The following is a 17,298-nucleotide window of genomic DNA, read 5'->3' as shown; positions in this document are numbered from 1 at the left end:
CGCCCGGCACCCCCCGCTCAGCCCACCTCGGGCGCCGGCCGACGCACGCGGAACCAGGCCGCGTACATGGCAGGCAGGGCCAGCAGCGTGAGCACGGTGGCAACGATCAGCCCGCCCATGATGGCCACAGCCATCGGCCCCCAGAACACGCTGCGCGAGAGCGGGATCATGGCCAGCACGGCGGCGGCGGCCGTCAACACGATGGGGCGCAGGCGGCGCACGGCCGACTCGACGATGGCGTCCCACGCGGGCACGCCGCGCGCCCTGTCCTGCTCGATCTGGTCGATCAGGATCACCGAGTTGCGCTGGATCATGCCCATGAGCGCGATCACGCCCAGCAGCGCCACGAAGCCGAACGGCCGCCCCAGCAGGATCAGCGCCGCCGCCACCCCGGCAATGCCCAGCGGGCCGGTCAGGAACACCAGCATGGCGCGGCTGAAGCTGTGCAGTTGCAGCATGAGCAGCGTGAAGGTGATGAACAGCATGATGGGCACGCCCGCCGCGATGGACGACGAGCCCTTGGAGCTTTCCGCCACGGCGCCCGCCACGGTGATGCGGTAGGCATTCTGCCCTGCGGCGTGCCAGTCGGCCTCGATCTTGCGCAGCGCGGGCAGGAGCTGCTGCGTGACCGTGGCGCCCTGCAGGCCCTGCACCACGTCGCCCTGCACGGTGATGGCGTACTCGCGCCCCTCGCGCCACATCACGCCCGGCTCCCAGGTGAACACCGGCTTGGCGATCTGCGTGAGCGGGATCGACTTGCCCGAGGCCGTGGGCAGGTAGGCGTTGGCAATGTCCGTGATGGCGCGGCGCTCGTCCTCGGGCTGGCGCAGCACGATGTCGATGAGCTTGTCACCCTCGCGGTACTGCCCCACCTGCATGCCCGACTGCATGACCTTGGAGGCCTGCGCGATGGACTGGCTGGTCACGCCCAGCGCGCGCGCCTTGTCCTGGTCTACCTCCAGGCGCAGCACCTTGACGGACTCGTTCCAGTTGTCGTTCACTCCGCGCATGTTCGGCGAGGCGCGCAGCACGGCCTTCACCTCGTCGGCGTGCGCGCGCAGCAGCGCCGGGTCGGGGCCCAGCACGCGGAACTGCACCGGGTACGGCACCGGCGGCCCGTTGGGCAGCAGCTTGACGCGCCCGCGCACCTCCGGGAACTCCTGCGCCAGCAGGGCCGGCAGCGCGCGCAGCAGGGCTTCGCGCTTTTTCAGGTCCTCGGCCAGCACGATGAACTGCGACACATTGCTCTGCGGAAACACCTGGTCCAGCGGCAGATAGAAGCGCGGCACGCCCGAGCCCACCCAGCCGCTGACCGTGGCCACGCCGGGCTGCTCCCTGAGGCGCTTTTCCACGCGCAGCGTGACTTCCTCGTTGCCCGCAAACGAGGTGCCCTCGGGGAACCACAGGTCCACCAGGATCTCGGGGCGGTTGGAATCCGGGAAGAACTGCTGCTGCACCTTGCCCATGCCCACGATGCCCAGGGCAAAAACCAGCACGGTGGCGCCGATGGTGACCCAGCGGTGCTCCACGCACCAGTGCACCAGGCGCCGGAAAGCCGTGTAGAACGGGCTGTCGAACACCTCGTGCGGGTCGTCGGTGATGCCCGCCGCCAGCACATGCGGCGGTGGCTTGAACAGCAGCGTGCCCAGGTAGGGCACGAAATACACCGACGCAATCCAGCTCAGCACCAGCGCGATGACCGTGACCGCAAAGATGGCGAAGGTGTACTCCCCCACCGCCGACTTGGCTATGCCGATGGGCAGGAAGCCCACCGCCGTGATCAGCGTGCCGGTGAGCATGGGAATGGCCGTGATCTCGTAGGCAAAGGTGGCCGCGCGCAGCTTGTCGTAGCCCTCTTCCATTTTGCGCACCATCATCTCGACGGCGATGATGGCGTCGTCCACCAGCAGGCCCAGCGCGATGATGAGCGAGCCCAGCGACACCTTGTGCAGGCCGATGCCCCAGTACCACATGGCCAGAAAGGTGACCGCCAGCACCAGCGGAATGGTGATGGCCACCACCAGCCCGGGGCGCGGGTCGATGTACCAGCGGCGCCACCAGCGCTGCGCGCCCGTGCGCTGGTGCAGCCCCAGGCTGACAAAGCTCACGGCCAGCACGATGGCCACGGCCTCGATCAGCACCTTGACGAATTCATTGACCGAGCTGGCCACCGACTGGGGCTGGTCCTGCACGTTCACCAGTTGCACGCCGGCGGGCAGGGTCTTGGCGAGTGATTCGGTGGCTGCGTGCAAGGCCTTGCCCAGCCGGATGATGTCGCCGCCCTTGGTCATGGAGACGCCCAGCGCAATCACCTCCTGGCCTTCGTGGCGCACCTTCACCGCCGTGGGCTCCACGTAGCCACGCCGGATCTCGGCGATGTCGCCCAGGCGCAGCATGTGGCCCGACGCCCCCCGGATGGGCATGGCGCGCAGGTCTTCGATGGCCTGGAACTGCCCGGCCACGCGCACCTGCACCTGGTCCTGCGGCGTCTGCACCACACCTGCGCTCTCCACCGCGTTCTGCTGGCCCAGTTGCGCCAGCACCTGGTTCATGTCCAGGCCGAGCTGCGACAGGCGCCTCTGCGAGATCTCGATGTAGAGCTTCTCGTCCTGCACGCCGAACAGCTCCACCTTGGCCACGTCGGGCACGCGCAGCAGTTGCTGGCGCACGTCGTCGGCGAACTGCTTGACCTCGGCATAGCTGTAGCCCTGGGCCTGCAGCGCATAGATCACGCCGTAGACATCGCCGAAGTCATCGTTGAAGAACGGCCCCTGGATGCCCTGCGGCAGGGTGTAGCGCATGTCGCCCACCTTCTTGCGCACGGTGTACCAGATGTTCGCCACCTCGGCGGCGCGCGTGCTGTCCTTGATCTCCAGGATGATCTGCGACTCGCCCGGCTTGGAGTAGCTGCGGATCTTGTCGGCGTTGGGCACCTCCTGCAGGGTGCGCTCGATCTTGTCGGTCACCTGCTCGGCCACCTGCTGCGCCGTCGCGCCGGGCCAATAGGTGCGCACCACCATGGCGCGGAAGGTGAAGGGCGGGTCTTCGTCCTGCCCCAGTTGGAAGTAGGCCGCAATGCCCAGCACCATCAGCACCACCATCAGGTAGCGCGTGAGCGGGGCATGCTCGATGGCCCAGCGGGAGAGGTTGAAGCCCTCTTTCGGTTGCACTGGCGTCATGGCAGGCTCACTGGGCAGAGGAGGCCGCGGCCGGCGCGGCGCCATTTGCTACTGTTTTTGTAGCTGCTTGCGCCTGCCCAGATTGCCCTGGAGCCGATTTTTGCTGATAGACCACGACCTTCTGCCCCGGCGTGAGCACATGCACGCCGGTGCTCACCACCTGCATGCCGGGCGTGAGACCGCCCACGATGACGGCCTCATTGCCGTCGGCCGTGGCCACCTGCACGGCCTGCGAGCGCACCGTGCCCTTGTCGGCCTCGTACACCCACACCGCCGTGGCCTGGCCCTCCTGGCGCAGCGCCGTGGTGGGCAGCTTGATGGCCTGCTGCCCCTGGGCCGCCAGCGCCTGCGGCGCCACGTACACCGTGGAGCCCAGCGGCGGCGCGCTGGCCGCGGCGATGTCCACCTTGACGGTGAAGGTGCGCGTGACCGGGTCGGCGCTGGCCGCCACCTCGCGCACCGTGCCGGGCAGGGACGCGCCCGTGGCCCAGGCGCGCACCTGCACCGGCTGGCCCGCCCGCAGGCGGGCGACCTTGTCCTCGGGCACGGCAAACACCACGTCGCGCGCGCCGTCCTGCGCCAGGCGCAGCACCGGCGTGCCCGCCGCCACCACCTGGCCGGGCTCGGCCTCGATAGCGGTGATGACGCCCGCGGCATCGGCCAGCAGGCGCGTGTACTGCGCCTGGTGGCCCTGCGCCTGCGCCTGGGCCTGGGCCTGCTGCAACTGCGAGCGCGCCGCCTTCAGCGCGCTCTCGCGGCGCTCGAGCTCGGCGCCGCTGATGAAGTTCTGCTCCTGCAGCTTGGCAAAGCGCTGGAAGTCTGCCGCCGCCAGGTCGTACTGGGTTTGCGCGGCGGCCACCTGGGCGCGCGCCGCGGCGGCGCTCAGTTGGTAGTCCTGCGGATCGAGCTGCGCCAGCACCTGCCCGGCCTGCACGCGCTGGCCCAGTTGCGCGGGGCGCTCGACCAGCTTGCCCGCCACGCGAAAGCCCAGGCGCGACTCCACGCGCGCACGCACCTCGCCGGCGTATTCCTGCTCGGCCTGCAGCGCACTGGCGCCCACGGTCAGCAGCTTGACCGCGCGCACGGGCTCGGCCACAGGCTCGGCGGGCGTGCAGGCGGCCAGCAGGGCCAGCGCCGCCGCCGCAGCGGCCGCCTGGGCCCCGGGCCGGGCGGCGGAAACCAAAAAAAGCCCCTGACGGGGCCGCGGTGCGGACGAGGTGCGCATGGGTGGGTCCAGAAAATTACTGACTGACTGGTTAGTAATCTATGTGATCGCCTGCCGCTTGTCAAGGCACCCGCGCAGCGCAGGCGGCGCCTGCAGCGACAATGCGCGCGTGGACCCGAACCCCAGCCCCCCCCTCGCCGTCACGCACTACGAGAACTTTCCCGTCGCCTCCTGGCTGTGCCCGCCGCAGCTGCGCGCGCCCATTGCCGCCATCTACGCCTTTGCGCGCACGGCGGACGACCTGGCCGACGAGGGCCCGGCCAGCGCCGCCGAACGCCTGGCCGCGCTCGCCGCCTACCGCGCCGACCTGCACGCCCTGGCGGCGGGCCAGGCCCCGTCGGCGCGCTGGCCGGCGGTGTTCGCGCCCCTGGCAGTCATGCTGCAGCGGCACAGCCTGCCCGTGCCGCTGCTCGACGACCTGCTCAGCGCCTTCATCCAGGACGTGGAGAAGACGCGCGACGGCGCGGGCTACGCCCAGCGCACCGAGCTGCTGGACTACTGCCGCCGCTCGGCCAACCCCGTGGGCCGGCTGCTGCTGCACCTGTATGGCGTGCACGACGCGCAGGCCCTGCGCGAGAGCGACGCCATCTGCACCGCGCTGCAGCTCATCAATTTCTGGCAGGACCTGAGCGTGGACCTGCCGCGTGGGCGCTTTTACCTGCCCGAGGCCGACTGCGCCGCACACGGCGTGGACCGCGCGCAGTTGCAGGCGCTGCAGCCGACGGCGCAGACCACGGCGCTGATCGGCGACCTCGCGCACTGGGCGCGCAGCACCATGCAGCAGGGCACGCCCCTGGTGCACCGCCTGCCCGGCCGCATCGGCTGGGAGCTGCGCCTGGTGGTGCAGGGGGGGCTGCGCATCCTGGACAAGGTGGACGCGCTGCGCGGCCGCAGCCTGTGCCAGCGCCCGCGCATCCGCGCCTGGGACGCTCCGGGCATGCTGGCCCGTGCCCTGGCCATGTAAGAAACATTCATGGGCCGCAACCGGGGCTGCTCAGCGCCAAAGAAATCAGACAAAAACGGCTCCAGCGCCCTGGGATAAAGCGCGAGCAGCTCTTTTTTTCATAGCAAACTCCACTCCCGCCCCACCCGACACGCACGGGTCGGGCTGCCGGCTCAGGGAATGCGCGCTTGCCAGCGCGCCGCGGCGGCCGCACGCTGCGGGCCAACGGCCCCAGGCTGCGCCCATCCGCGGCGGCCTGGTTCATTTCCCCGGGGGCGCTGGCCCCCGTTGCACACCAGACCATGACCGTCAGCGTATTCGACCTGTTCAAGATCGGCATCGGGCCGTCGAGCTCCCACACCGTGGGGCCGATGATCGCCGCCCGGCATTTCGCGGGCCGCCTGCAGGACGCGGGCCTGCTGGCGCACACCGCCGAGGTGCGCACCGAGCTGTTCGGCTCGCTCAGCGCCACGGGCCTGGGCCACGGCACGGACAGCGCCATCCTGCTGGGCCTGGCCGGGCACGAGCCCGACCGCATTGACCCCGACCAGATTGCCCCCCTGCTGCTGGCCATCCGCAGCCGCCAGGAGCTGGCGCTGCTGGGCACCCATAGCGTGCGCTTCAGCACCAAGGAGCACCTGCTGATGCGCCGCAAAAGCCTGGCGCACCACCCCAACGGCATGCGCTTTGCCGCGCTCGGCGCCGCGGGCCAGGAGCTGGCCACGGCCGAGTATTTCTCAGTGGGCGGCGGCTTTGTCACCGATGCGCAGGGCGAGCGCGTGTACAGCCGCCCGCCTGCCGCGCTGGCCCGCAGCCCGGTGCCCTTCGCCTACGCCAACGCCGCCGAGCTGCTCGCCCAGTGCCAGGCGCAGGGCCTGAGCGTGGCGCAGCTGCAGCGGGCCAACGAAGAGCACCTGCGCAGCCCCGCACAGGTGCAGCAGGGCCTGGCCGAGCTGTGGCAGACCATGGCCGCCTGCGTGCAGCGCGGCTGCACGGCCCAGGGCCACCTGCCCGGGCCGCTGCAGATCCGGCGCCGCGCCGCCGAGCTGCACCGCCAGCTCAGCAGCCAGCCTGAAGCGGCGCTGCGCGACCCGCTCTCCATGCTCGACTGGGTGAACCTCTACGCCATGGCCGTGAACGAGGAAAACGCCGCCGGCGGGCGCGTGGTGACGGCGCCCACCAACGGCGCGGCGGGCGTCGTCCCGGCCGTGCTGCACTACTACGTGAAGTTCATTCCCACGGCCAGCGAGGCGGGCATTGCCGACTTCCTGCTCACGGCCGGCGCCATCGGCGCCATCTACAAGATGAATGCCTCGCTCTCGGGCGCCGAGGTCGGCTGCCAGGGCGAGGTGGGCGTGGCCTGCTCCATGGCGGCCGGCGCCCTGGCCGCGGTGCTGGGCGGCACGCCCGCGCAGGTGGAGAACGCGGCCGAGATCGGCATGGAGCACAACCTGGGCATGACCTGCGACCCCGTGGGCGGCCAGGTGCAGATCCCGTGCATCGAGCGCAACGCCATGGGCGCCATCAAGGCCATCAACGCCGCGCGCCTGGCGCTGCGCGGCGACGGCACGCACGTGGTGTCGCTCGACCAGGTGATCCGCACCATGGTGCAGACGGGCAAGGACATGATGTCCAAGTACAAGGAGACCTCGCGCGGCGGCCTGGCCGTGAACGTGGTCGAGTGCTGAAAAATTGCGGCGGGCCAGCGGCCCGCGCGCCCGGCCTACGCCCGCACCATCACCAGCGGTCGGAGCGCATGCGCAGCTCCCAGTTGCCGCGGCGCAGCTCGTACACGCCCACGGCTGCGTAGCGCTGCTCGCCCTTTTCGTCCCACTTCATGGTGCCGGTGACGGGCGCGTAGCCGTTGATGCGATGCAGCGCAGCCACCACGTCCCGGGGCTTGACGGACTTGGCCGCCTGCATGGCCGCCGAGAGCACGTACATGCTGTCGTAGGTGTAGTGCCCGCCATAGGCCGGAGGGATCTTGAAGGCGCCCAGGTACTTTTCCAGGAACTGGCGCCCGGCCACGAATTCCTTGGCCTCCAGCACCGGCGAGGTGGCAAAGATGCCCTGGATCAGGCCTGCCCCCTTGGTCATGTCGGTGGTCTTGGCCGTGTCGCCCCCGAGCATGCGCACGTTGGTGTAGTCGATCTTCCTGAGGGCCTCGATCAGCGCGAGGTTCTGGAAGTCGTTGAGCGTGGTCACGATGACCGCGATCTTTTCGGCCTTGATCTTCTCGGCCAGTTCCTCGAATGCGACGGTCTTGTCGTCAAAGGATTCGCGCAGCACGACTTCGCGCTTCTCGGCCTTGAGCTGTTCGACGGCGCCGTCGATCAGGCCCTTGCCGTAGGGCGTGCCGTCGTCGAACGCGGCGTAGCGCGCCGCCTCGCCGAACTGGCCTGCAGCGAAGGCACCGATGGCGCGCGCCTGCAGGTTGTCGTTGGCCACCATGCGGAAGGTGGTGTCGTAGCCCAGCTGCGTGAACTTCGGGTTGGTGGAGATGGCGATCTGCGCCATGCCCGCACCGGAGTAAATGGGCGCGGCCTCGATGCTCACCCCCGAGTTCAGGTGCCCGATCACGGCCACCACCCCGGCATCGACGAGTTGCTGCGCGACCGCCTTGCCCGTGGCGGCGTCCGACTTGTCGTCCACCGACATGATCTCCAGCGCCACGCGCTTGCCATCGATGGAGAAGTTGGCCTTGTTGAGCTCGTCCACGGCCAGCTGCACGCCATTGAGCAGGTCTTTGCCCAAGGCGCTGATCGGCCCGCTCAGCGGCTGGGCCACCCCGATCTTGACGCTGTCGGGAATGCTGCTGCAGCCAGAAAGCAAACCGCCCGCGGCCCAGGGAGCCACGGCCAGACCAGCGGTAAACCGGCGCCGGTTCAAGGATGAAGGCATGAAATCACTCCGTGCAAATCGTTACGATGCGGCGGGTATAACGGAGCTCCCCGCGAAAAACCACCGGGTAAGCCCTTGCATAAGCAATTATCCATGCCCGCAAGCCCACCCCGAGCGGACGGGCGGCACGGACTCGCGTCCGCGCACACTCAGCGCCGGCCGGCGATGTAGTGCTCCAGCTGCTCGATGATGAACTGCTGCTCGGAGATGATGTCCTTGACCAGGTCGCCAATGGAGATCATGCCCAGCAGGCGGCCATCGTCCACCACGGGCAGGTGGCGCAGGCGCTTGCCTGTCATGATCTGCATGCACTGCTCGCTGGTCTGCGTGGAGCGCACGCACAGCACGGTGGACGTCATCACGTCGCGCACGGGCGTGCTCATGGAGGGCCGGCCCTGCAGGGCCAGGCGGCGGGCGTAGTCGCGCTCGGTGAAGATGCCGACGATGGCCCCGGCCTCGAGCACCAGCAGGGCACCCACGTCCTTGTCGGCCATGGTGCGCAGGGCCTGGAACACGGTGTCGCCGGGGGCCACGCTGTGCACGCTGGCATCGGGCTTGGATTTGAGGATTTCTGCAACGCTGGTCATGCTGCCTCCTTGTGCACGGGGTCTTGGACCAGCCCATTTCAGCCCATCCTTCGGCGGAAAGCAACCCATGCCGCGCCCCGCGCACGCCGTCAGGTGCCACGGCGCAACACCCCGGGCCCGCCGCGCCCGTGCCAGCACCGTAGATTATTTCTATAAACGAAATGGTCAATTCGCGACCAGGCGGTTTTTTTGCAGGCGGATGAGGAATACAGTCTCCCCATCGATGAGACGCAAACACACACCGCCCTCACCGACACCGCTCCCGCAAGCACCCCCAAGCCTTTGCAGGAGCACTTTGACAAGTGACTTTTGACCAAGGAAAACATCATGCAAAACGCACGCATCCTCGCTATCGCCGCCCTCTCCGCTTTCGCCACGCTGGGCGCCCAGGCCGCTGAACTCAACGGCGACCTGTACGGCACCGACTTCGAAGCCAAGGTGCAATCCGTGCGCAACCGCACCGATGTGCGCGCCGAAGGCCAGAAGGCGCTGCCCCAGTTCGCCCGCGGCCCTGTGGCCGACCACGCCGCTGCCGCCGCCAGCACCCAGGAGCGCCCTGCCGTGCGCAACGAAGGCGCCATCGCTGCCCGCGCACACCGCATCGCCCTGGGCGAACTGAGCTGATCGGCCCAGCGCCCGCCTCCCGGGCGCATCTCGGCGCACCCCGGCGCGGCTCCGCCAGGCGCCCCCCCCCCCGGCCCGCAGGTCCGCCTGCGGGCCGGGCGTTTTGGCGGCGTACCACTTGCTTGGATGGCTACCGATTGCTGCACAATGGCCGGCCCTGCAGCCAACACACAGCTATCCATGGGCATTCGCCATTACCTCAAGGACATAGGCCGCGGCAAGGAGGGCGCGCGCGCCCTCGACCGCACCCAGGCCGCCGACCTGCTGGGCCAGGTGCTCGACGGCGCCGTGAGCGACCTCGAAGTGGGCGCCTTCTGCCTGGCCATGCGCATCAAGGGCGAAACGCCCGAGGAAATGGCCGGCTTTCTCGACGCCATCCACCAGCGCCTGCCGCACCTGCCTGCCAGCACCGCCCCCCTGGTGGTGCTGCCCAGCTACAACGGCGCGCGCAAGCTCCCCCTGCTCACGCCGCTGCTGGCTCTGCTGCTGGCGCGCGAGGGCCTGGCCGTGCTGGTGCACGGCACGGCCACCGAAGAGCGCCGCGCCAGCAGCGCCGAGGTGCTGGCCGCCCTGGGCGTCGAGGCCCTGGCGCAGCCGCAGGCCGTGGCCGCGGGCAGCGTGGCCTATGCGCCCACGGCGTTGCTGTGCCCCGGCCTGGAGCGCTTGCTGCAGGTACGCCGCGTGCTGGGCCTGCGCAACAGCGCGCACAGCCTGGTCAAGCTGCTGGACCCGCTGGTGCCCGCAGGGGCGCACAGCATCGTCGTCGGCAGCTACACCCACCCCGAATACGCGCAATCCATGGCGGCTACCCTGGCGCTGACCGGCGCCTGCGCCCTGCTGCTGCGCGGCACCGAGGGCGAACCCGTGGCCGATGCACGCCGCACCCCGCAAATGGACGCCTACCTGTACGGCCAGGCCCAGCGCATGCAGGAGGCCCAGGGCGGCCCGCTCGCCAGCGTGCCCGCCCTGCCCACCGACATCGGCGCGGCCAGCACCGCGGCCTATACCCGCGCCGTGCTGCAGGGCGAGGCGCCGGTGCCAGCCCCCGTGGCGCTGCAGGTGCAGCACATCGTGGCGCTGGCGCGGCAGATGCGCTGAGGCAACGCTGAACAAGTCCCTCGCGCGCCGCGCATCCCATCCCAAAGCCGGGCGCGCGCCATCACAGGGACCTATTCAGCGTCGCCCTAAGCCACCAGGTGGCGCGCGGCCTGGGCGATGTGCGCCGCATCCACGCCGAAGTGGCTGCGCAGCGCAGCCCGCGTGTCGCTGCAGCCGAAGCCGTCCGTCCCCAGCGTGACTAAGCGCCGCCCCGGCGGCAGGAAGGCGCGCACGGTCTCGGGCACGGCGCGCACATAGTCGGTGGCGGCGACCACCGGGCCCTGCGTGGCCTGCAGCACCTGGGCAATCCAGGGCGTGCCGGGGGCCGGCTCGCCCGCCAGCAGGCGCGCCTCGCAGGCCTGGCCGTCGCGCGCCAGTTCGCTCCAGCTCGTCACGCTGACCACGGTGGCGGCAATGCCCTCGGCGGCCAGCAGCGCGGCGGCTTTGATGACCTCGGTGAGGATGGCGCCGGAGCCCAGCAGGGTCACGGATTTTTCAGATGAAAAAGGGCTCTGACGCCCACCCGACAAGCGCGGGTAGCTATTGAAGATATAGCACCCGCGCAGCACGCCCTCGTGCGCGCCGGGTGGCAGGTCGGGCTGGGCGTAGTTCTCGTTCATCAGCGTGACGTAATAGAACACATCGCGCTGCTCGGTCACCATCTCGCGCATGCCGGCGTCGATGATGACGGCCATCTCGCCCGCGAAGGCCGGGTCGTAGGCCTTGCAGTTGGGGATGGTGGCGGCCACGAGGTGGCTGCTGCCGTCCTGGTGCTGCAGGCCCTCGCCGCCCAGCGTGGTACGCCCCGAGGTGGCGCCCAGCAAAAAGCCGCGCGCGCGCTGGTCGGCGGCGGCCCAGATGGCGTCGCCCACGCGCTGGAAGCCGAACATGGAGTAGTAGATGTAGAACGGCAGCATGGCCAGGCCGTGCACGCTGTAGCTGGTGGCCGCCGCCGTCCAGCTCGCAATCGCACCCGCTTCGCTGATGCCTTCTTCCAAGATCTGGCCGTCCAGCGCCTCGCGGTAGCTCAGCACCGAGCCGATGTCCTCGGGCGCGTAGCGCTGGCCCACGCTGCTGTAGATGCCGACCTGCTTGAACAGGTTGGCCATGCCAAAGGTGCGTGCCTCGTCGGCCACGATGGGCACGATGCGCGGGCCGAGTTGCCCATCTTTCAGCAGCGTGCCCAGCATGCGCACGAAGGCCATGGTGGTGCTCATCTCCTTGCCATCGGCCGCCAGCGCGAACTGCGCGTAGCTGGCGAGGGGCGGCACGGGCAGCGCCTCGCACACCGTCTCGCGCCGGGGAAGGTAGCCGCCCAAAGCCTGGCGGTGGCGGCGCAGGTACTGCATCTCGGCGCTGTCCTCCTGTGGCTTGTAGAAGGCCAGGCCAGTGGCCTGCGCGTCGCTCAAAGGCAGGTTGAAGCGGTTGCGGAACTCGATGAGGTCGCCATCGTCCAGCTTCTTCTGGCTGTGCGTGGTCATCTTGCCCTGGCCGGCCTGACCCATGCCGTAGCCCTTCTTGGTGTGCGCCAGGATCACCGTGGGCTGGCCCTGGTGGGCGGCGGCGGCGGCGTAGGCGGCGTGGATCTTCACCAGGTCGTGGCCGCCGCGCTTGAGGCGGTCGATCTGCTCGTCCGTCATGCCCTGGGCCAGCGCGGCCAGCTCGGGGTTCTGGCCGAAGAAGTTGTCACGGTTGTAGCGCCCGTCCTTGGCGGCGAAGGTCTGCATCTGCCCGTCCACCGTGCCTTCGAGCGTGCGCACCAGCGCGCCTGTGAGGTCGCGGGCGAACAGGCCGTCCCAGTCGCTGCCCCAGACCAGCTTGACCACGTTCCAGCCCGCGCCAGCGAACAGGCGCTCCAGCTCGTCGATGATGCGGCCGTTGCCGCGCACCGGGCCGTCCAGGCGCTGCAGGTTGCAGTTGACCACCCAGACGAGGTTGTCCAGGCCCTCGCGCGCGGCCAGCGTCAGCGCACTCATGCTCTCGGGTTCGTCCATCTCGCCGTCGCCGAACACGCCCCACACCTTGCGGCCCGTGCAGTCGAGCAGGTTGCGGTGCGTGAGGTAGCGCATGAAGCGCGCGTGGTAGATGCTGCTGATGGGGCCGATGCCCATGGAGCCCGTGGGGAACTGCCAGAAGTCGGGCATGAGCCAGGGGTGCGGGTAGCTGGAGAGGCCGCGCGCGCCCACGCTGGGCGCGGTGATTTCCTGGCGGTAGTGCATCAGGTCCTGCTCGGAGAGGCGCCCTTCGAGGAAGGCACGCGCGTACACGCCGGGCGCGCTGTGCGGCTGGAAGAACACCAGATCGCCGCGGTGCTGGCCCGCGCCCAGGCCCTCGCGGGCGTGGAAGAAATGGTTGAAGCCGGTCTCGAACAGATCCGCCGCGCTGGCGTAGCTGGCGATGTGGCCGCCCAGCTCGCCATAGGCCTGGTTGGCGCGCACCACCATGGCCAGCGCGTTCCAGCGCATGATGGACGCGAGCCGCTCTTCCACGGCCAGGTCGCCGGGGAACACGCCCTGGTCCTGCACGGCCACGGTGTTCACATAGGGCGTGTTCAGGCCCGGCTGCCAGCCCACGCGCTGGGCGCGCGCCAGGCGCGCGAGCTCGTCGAGCAGGAAGCGCGCGCGCTCGGGGCCTGCGGTGGCCACGAGGGCCAGGAAGGCCTCGCGCCACTCGGCGGTCTCCTGGGGGTCGGTGTCGGGCAGGCCCTCGGCAGGGGCCAGGGCGGACAGGGGCGTGGGTGCGTTCATGGCTGCCACTCTATTCCTTGACAAGCAAAATGGGCTGCCGTTTTGCGGGCAAAATCAGCAAACAGCAGCATGAAATACTGACCAAAACGCTTTTTTCAGCATATGAAGCTTGACGCCATCGACCTGCGCATACTGGCCGAACTGCAGGCCGACGGCGCGCTCTCCAACGTGGAGCTGGCGCGGCGCGTGCATCTCTCGCCCTCGCCCTGCCTGGCGCGCGTGAAGGCGCTGGAGGCCGCGGGCGTCATCAGCCGCTACGTGGCGCTGGCCAACGCCGCCGCGCTGGGCCTGGGGCTCAATGTGTTCATCAGCGTCAGCCTCAAGACGCAGAGCAAGGCAGCCCTGGCCGGCTTCGAGCAGCGCATCGCCGAGCAGGACGAGGTGATGGAGTGCTACCTCATGACCGGCGACAGCGACTACCTGCTGCGCGTGGCCGTGGCCGACATGGCGGCGCTGGAAAAGCTCATCCTGGAGCGGCTCTCGCCCATCCCGGGGGTGGAGAAGATCCGCTCCAGCTTCGCCCTCAAGCAGGTGCGCTACAAGACGGCGCTGCCGTTGCCGCAGCCGCCCCAGGCTGGGCGCGGCTGAAGCCCAGGGCCTGCACCAGGTCGAGGGCCTGGCCCACGTCGGCCAGGATGTCCTCCACGTCCTCCAGGCCCACCGACAGGCGCACCAGCCCCTCGGAGATGCCGTGCGCGGCGCGCTCTTCGGGCGTGTAGGTGGAATGCGTCATGCTGGCCGGGTGCTGGGCCAGGGACTCGCCGTCGCCCAGGCTCACGGCGCGCGTCACCAGGCGCAGCGCGTCCATGAAGCGCACACCGGCCGGCAGGCCGCCGTGCAGCTCGAAGGCGATCATGCCGCCCATCTGGCGCATCTGCCGCTGGGCCAGCGCGTGCTGGGGAAAGCTGGGCAGGCCGGGGAAGTGCACCACGGCCGCCGCCGGGTGCGCCGCGATGAACTCGGCCACCTTTTGCGCGCTCTGGCAGTGGCGGTCCATGCGCAGCGCCAGGGTCTTGAGGCCGCGCATCACCAGGTGCGCGTCGTGCGCCGACATCACCGCGCCCGTCATGTCCTTGAGGCCGTACAGGCGCACGCGCTGGGCCAGTTCGGCGTCGGCAAAGACGGCGGCGCCCGCTGTCAGGTCGCCATGGCCGCCCAGGTACTTGGTAACGGAGTGCACGCTCACATCGGCACCCAGCACCAGCGGCTGCTGCAGGTAGGGCGTGCAGTAGGTGTTGTCCACCACCACCTTGGCGCCCTTGGCATGGGCCAGCGCCGCGATGGCGGCGATGTCCGCCAGGCGCATGTTGGGGTTGGCGGGCGACTCCAGGTAGACCACGCGCGTCTTGTCGCTGAGCGCCGCGGCGACGTTGGCCGGGTTGGTCATGTCCACATGGCGCACCGCCACGCCAAAGCGCCCCAGGCCGTGGTGCAGGAACGCAAAGGTGCAGCCGTACAGCGTCATGTCGGTCAGCACCTCGTCGCCGGGCTCCAGCATGGACCACAGCGTGGCCGTGATGGCCCCCATGCCCGAGCCGAAGACCACCGCGGCCGCGCCCTGCTCCAGACTGGCCAGGCGCCCTTCGAGCAGCGCCAGCGTGGGGTTGGCAATGCGCGTGTAGATGTAGCCGCTTTCCTCGCCCGCAAAGCAGCGCGCGCCGTAGCCCACGTCGGGAAACACCCAGGTGGCCGAGGTGTGGATGGGCGGCACCAGCGCGCCCTGGTTCTCGGCCGGGTCGTAGCCGAAGTGGATGGCGCGCGTGGAAAAACCGCCGCGGTGGTCGTAGGCCTTGCTCATGGTGGGGTCTCCTGGAGGGGTTGGAATGAGCAAAATTGTTTGCCAAAACCACTGGAAAATTTTCGCCATTAGCGCGGTTATTTCGCGCAAAATTGGAATTAATTTCCTCCAATCAAACCAATCAAGGCATACCATGCCCCACCCTGTCACCCCCCTGGATGCCGTGGACCGTGCCCTGCTGGGCGCGCTGCAGCAGGACGGCCGCGCCACCGTCGGTGAACTGGCCGAGCGCGTCCACCTCTCGCCCTCGCCCTGCTGGCGGCGCGTGCGCCAGCTGGAGGACAGCGGCATCATCAGCGGCTACCACGCGCACCTGGACCGCCACCACGTGGGCCTGGGCGTGCTCGGCTTCGTGCAGATCGGCCTGTACAACCACACGGCGGAAATCACCGCCGCCTTCGAGCGCGAAGTGCAGGCCTTGCCGCAGGTGCTGGCCTGCCACAACCTCTCGGGCCGCTACGACTACCAACTGGAGGTGGTGGCGCCCGACCTGGAGTTTTTTGCCGAATTCGTGCGCACCAGCATCCGCAGCCTGCCCGGGGTGCGCGAAATCTCCACCAGCTTTTCGCTCAAGGAAGTCAAGCGCACGGTGGCGCTGCCGGTGTAGTCAAAACGCCGTGGGCGTGGTGGACAGGCCCTCCAGCCAGGCCAGGGTTTGCGCCAGCTCGGACGGGCGGATCTCGTGCGCGCTGGAGAACTCGCGGCTGGTGACGGACACCGGCAGCGTGTCGAAATGGTGGCAAATGGCCTGCGCGCTGGAGCGCGGCACCACGTCGTCGTGCACGCCGTGGCTCACCCACAGCTTGCGGCCATGGAAGGCGTCGGCCGCGGCTTGCAGGGGCAGCACCTCGGTCAGCAGGCGGCCATGCCAGACGATGCAGCCCAGCAGCAGCTCGGGCCGCGTGAGCAGCATGGACAGCGCCATGGTGCCGCCCTGGCTGAAGCCGCCCACCACCACGCGCTCGGGCGGGATGCCGGTCTGGTGCGCCGCCGCCTCCAGGGTCTGCGCGATCAGCGCACGGCTCTGGGCCTCCTGCGCCTCGTCGATGCGGCGCGTGCCCCCGGGCTCCAGCGAGAAGTCGTACCACGCGAACGATCCCGGCCCCATGCGGTGCGGCGCGCGCAGGCTGAGCACGTAGTAGCGCTCCGGGAACTGCCCGGCCAGAGCGAACAGGTCCTGCTCATTGCTGCCCACCCCGTGCATCAGCACCAGCAGCCAGGGCTTGGGCGTAGCAGGCGCCGCAGGGCGCTGCAGAAAAGTGAGCGGCAAATCCAACATGGCCTGGCTCCCAAAGCAGTGGTTTCCGATGGTACTGCAGCAGGTGCCATCACACCACCGGCTGCAGCGCAAACGCATCCATGGCCAGCATGCGGTACATCACTTCACGGCTGATGTACTGGGCCTGCCAGTCCTGCGGCGCCGCACCCAGGGCGAAGAACAGGGGCAGGAAATGCTCGTCCGTGGGGTGCGCGCGCCGTGCATGCGGTGCGCGGTCCCGGTAGTCCAGCAAGGCCGGCACATCGCGGCGCCGCAGCGCGTCTTCCACCCAGCGGCTGAAGGCCTGCACATAGGGGTCGGGGCCGCCCTCGGTACCCCCTGCGCCCATGAACTCGGCCAGGTTGTGCGTCATGCTGCCCGTACCCACCAGCAACACCCCCTGCTGCGCCAGCGGGCGCAACACCGCCCCCAGGGCATGCACCTGCGTGGGCCCGGCGCCCACGGGCAGGGCCACCTGCACCACGGGTACATCGGCCTGGGGGAACAGGTGCCGCAACGGCACCCAGGCGCCGTGGTCGAAGGGGCGCTGCGCATCGCCCTGCGCGGCCACGCCGGCGGCGGCGAGCAGGTCCAGCACCTCCTGCGCCAGCCCCGGTGCGCCCGGCGCGGGGTATTGCAGTTCGTACAGCGCGGGCGGAAAGCCGCCAAAGTCATGCCAGGTGGCCGGCTGGGCACCGGTGGTCACGCGCACCCCCCGCGCCATCCAGTGCGGCGACATGAGCACCACGCCACGCAGGCCCGGGAAGCGCGCACGCAGCTCCTGCCCCCAGCGGGTGAGCGCGGGGCCGGTTTCGCCCGCGTCCACGGCGAACAGCGGCGCACCGTGCGACACGAACATCGGGGGAACAACGGGGTGGGGGGAGGCGGTGGCGGTCATGGTGGTCATCCTTTACCGGCACTCTAAGAGTTTGGCGTGT

The 17,298-nt window shown here is 69.6% G+C and carries 14 protein-coding genes; 6 read left to right on the top strand and 8 right to left on the bottom strand.

Translation table 11 applies throughout. The annotated features are described in order from the left end of the window. Positions 1-17: 17 nt before the first annotated feature. Both CGR01S_RS10980 and CGR01S_RS10975 read right to left on the bottom strand, forming a co-directional pair. Positions 18-3,179 (bottom strand): efflux RND transporter permease subunit, encoded by a 3,162-nt coding sequence (locus tag CGR01S_RS10980; RefSeq protein WP_042426659.1) that lies wholly within the window; start codon positions 3,177-3,179, stop codon positions 18-20. Between the two features lie 7 nt (positions 3,180-3,186). Continuing rightward, entirely contained in the window at positions 3,187-4,404 is a 1,218-nt protein-coding gene (locus CGR01S_RS10975) for an efflux RND transporter periplasmic adaptor subunit (protein ID WP_084690645.1), read from the bottom strand. Between the two features lie 109 nt (positions 4,405-4,513). On the opposite strand from CGR01S_RS10975, the gene hpnC reads away from it, so the two are divergent. Together hpnC and CGR01S_RS10965 are read left to right on the top strand one after the other, a co-directional pair. Further along, entirely contained in the window at positions 4,514-5,368 is an 855-nt protein-coding gene (gene hpnC, locus CGR01S_RS10970) for a squalene synthase HpnC (protein ID WP_042426657.1), read from the top strand. 281 nt (positions 5,369-5,649) lie between these two features. After that, positions 5,650-7,035, top strand: coding sequence for an L-serine ammonia-lyase (locus CGR01S_RS10965; RefSeq protein ID WP_042426654.1), 1,386 nt, complete (start codon positions 5,650-5,652; stop codon positions 7,033-7,035). A gap of 49 nt (positions 7,036-7,084) precedes the next feature. Here CGR01S_RS10965 and CGR01S_RS10960 read toward each other — a convergent pair whose 3' ends face one another. Beyond that, a complete protein-coding gene (locus tag CGR01S_RS10960) occupies positions 7,085-8,248 on the bottom strand; it encodes a branched-chain amino acid ABC transporter substrate-binding protein (protein WP_042426651.1) in 1,164 nt (387 codons plus the stop codon). A 149-nt stretch (positions 8,249-8,397) separates the two neighbouring features. After that, positions 8,398-8,835 (bottom strand): CBS domain-containing protein, encoded by a 438-nt coding sequence (locus CGR01S_RS10955; RefSeq protein ID WP_042426648.1) that lies wholly within the window; start codon positions 8,833-8,835, stop codon positions 8,398-8,400. 327 nt (positions 8,836-9,162) lie between these two features. On the opposite strand from CGR01S_RS10955, the gene CGR01S_RS10950 reads away from it, so the two are divergent. Beyond that, positions 9,163-9,459, top strand: coding sequence for a hypothetical protein (locus CGR01S_RS10950; RefSeq protein WP_084690649.1), 297 nt, complete (start codon positions 9,163-9,165; stop codon positions 9,457-9,459). Positions 9,460-9,639: 180 nt separating this feature from the next. After that, complete coding sequence (gene ybiB, locus CGR01S_RS10945) at positions 9,640-10,557, top strand: DNA-binding protein YbiB (RefSeq protein WP_042426641.1); 918 nt, start codon at positions 9,640-9,642, stop codon at positions 10,555-10,557. 86 nt (positions 10,558-10,643) lie between these two features. Here the strand turns inward: ybiB and mdeB are convergent, their stop codons facing one another. Next, positions 10,644-13,304 (bottom strand): alpha-ketoglutarate dehydrogenase, encoded by a 2,661-nt coding sequence (gene mdeB, locus CGR01S_RS10940; protein ID WP_042426635.1) that lies wholly within the window; start codon positions 13,302-13,304, stop codon positions 10,644-10,646. A 102-nt stretch (positions 13,305-13,406) separates the two neighbouring features. On the opposite strand from mdeB, the gene CGR01S_RS10935 reads away from it, so the two are divergent. Further along, on the top strand, positions 13,407-13,892 hold the full coding sequence (locus tag CGR01S_RS10935; protein ID WP_042426628.1) for an Lrp/AsnC family transcriptional regulator: 486 nt from the start codon (positions 13,407-13,409) through the stop codon (positions 13,890-13,892). On the opposite strand, the gene CGR01S_RS10930 is transcribed toward CGR01S_RS10935, so the two are convergent. Next, positions 13,828-15,102: a methionine gamma-lyase gene (locus tag CGR01S_RS10930; RefSeq protein WP_042426626.1), complete on the bottom strand. Its 1,275-nt coding sequence runs from the start codon at positions 15,100-15,102 to the stop codon at positions 13,828-13,830. The two genes, CGR01S_RS10935 and CGR01S_RS10930, sit on opposite strands and share 65 nt — an antisense overlap. Before the next feature lie 133 nt (positions 15,103-15,235). On the opposite strand from CGR01S_RS10930, the gene CGR01S_RS10925 reads away from it, so the two are divergent. After that, complete coding sequence (locus CGR01S_RS10925) at positions 15,236-15,709, top strand: Lrp/AsnC family transcriptional regulator (protein WP_042426623.1); 474 nt, start codon at positions 15,236-15,238, stop codon at positions 15,707-15,709. Here CGR01S_RS10925 and CGR01S_RS10920 read toward each other — a convergent pair whose 3' ends face one another. Both CGR01S_RS10920 and CGR01S_RS10915 read right to left on the bottom strand, forming a co-directional pair. Beyond that, positions 15,710-16,381: an alpha/beta hydrolase gene (locus tag CGR01S_RS10920; RefSeq protein WP_042426619.1), complete on the bottom strand. Its 672-nt coding sequence runs from the start codon at positions 16,379-16,381 to the stop codon at positions 15,710-15,712. Positions 16,382-16,430: 49 nt separating this feature from the next. Continuing rightward, positions 16,431-17,267: a DODA-type extradiol aromatic ring-opening family dioxygenase gene (locus CGR01S_RS10915; protein ID WP_042426615.1), complete on the bottom strand. Its 837-nt coding sequence runs from the start codon at positions 17,265-17,267 to the stop codon at positions 16,431-16,433. Between the last annotated feature and the right edge of the window lie 31 nt (positions 17,268-17,298).

The organism is Comamonas granuli NBRC 101663 (assembly GCF_000739995.1).
GTDB classification, from domain to species: Bacteria; Pseudomonadota; Gammaproteobacteria; order Burkholderiales; family Burkholderiaceae_C; genus Simplicispira; species Simplicispira granuli.
This window is presented reverse-complemented; position numbering and strand designations above follow the sequence as displayed.

Bases quoted from the DNA above. Each gene is read 5' to 3' on its own strand.
- CGR01S_RS10980 (WP_042426659.1), bottom strand. From the start codon at position 3,179: ATGACGCCAGTGCAACCGAAAGAGGGCTTCAACCTCTCCCGCTGGGCC.
- CGR01S_RS10975 (WP_084690645.1), bottom strand. From the start codon at position 4,404: ATGCGCACCTCGTCCGCACCGCGGCCCCGTCAGGGGCTTTTTTTGGTT.
- CGR01S_RS10965 (WP_042426654.1), top strand. From the start codon at position 5,650: ATGACCGTCAGCGTATTCGACCTGTTCAAGATCGGCATCGGGCCGTCG.
- CGR01S_RS10960 (WP_042426651.1), bottom strand. From the start codon at position 8,248: ATGCCTTCATCCTTGAACCGGCGCCGGTTTACCGCTGGTCTGGCCGTG.
- CGR01S_RS10955 (WP_042426648.1), bottom strand. From the start codon at position 8,835: ATGACCAGCGTTGCAGAAATCCTCAAATCCAAGCCCGATGCCAGCGTG.
- CGR01S_RS10950 (WP_084690649.1), top strand. From the start codon at position 9,163: ATGCAAAACGCACGCATCCTCGCTATCGCCGCCCTCTCCGCTTTCGCC.
- ybiB (WP_042426641.1), top strand. From the start codon at position 9,640: ATGGGCATTCGCCATTACCTCAAGGACATAGGCCGCGGCAAGGAGGGC.
- mdeB (WP_042426635.1), bottom strand. From the start codon at position 13,304: ATGAACGCACCCACGCCCCTGTCCGCCCTGGCCCCTGCCGAGGGCCTG.
- CGR01S_RS10935 (WP_042426628.1), top strand. From the start codon at position 13,407: ATGAAGCTTGACGCCATCGACCTGCGCATACTGGCCGAACTGCAGGCC.
- CGR01S_RS10930 (WP_042426626.1), bottom strand. From the start codon at position 15,102: ATGAGCAAGGCCTACGACCACCGCGGCGGTTTTTCCACGCGCGCCATC.
- CGR01S_RS10925 (WP_042426623.1), top strand. From the start codon at position 15,236: ATGCCCCACCCTGTCACCCCCCTGGATGCCGTGGACCGTGCCCTGCTG.
- CGR01S_RS10920 (WP_042426619.1), bottom strand. From the start codon at position 16,381: ATGTTGGATTTGCCGCTCACTTTTCTGCAGCGCCCTGCGGCGCCTGCT.
- CGR01S_RS10915 (WP_042426615.1), bottom strand. From the start codon at position 17,267: ATGACCACCATGACCGCCACCGCCTCCCCCCACCCCGTTGTTCCCCCG.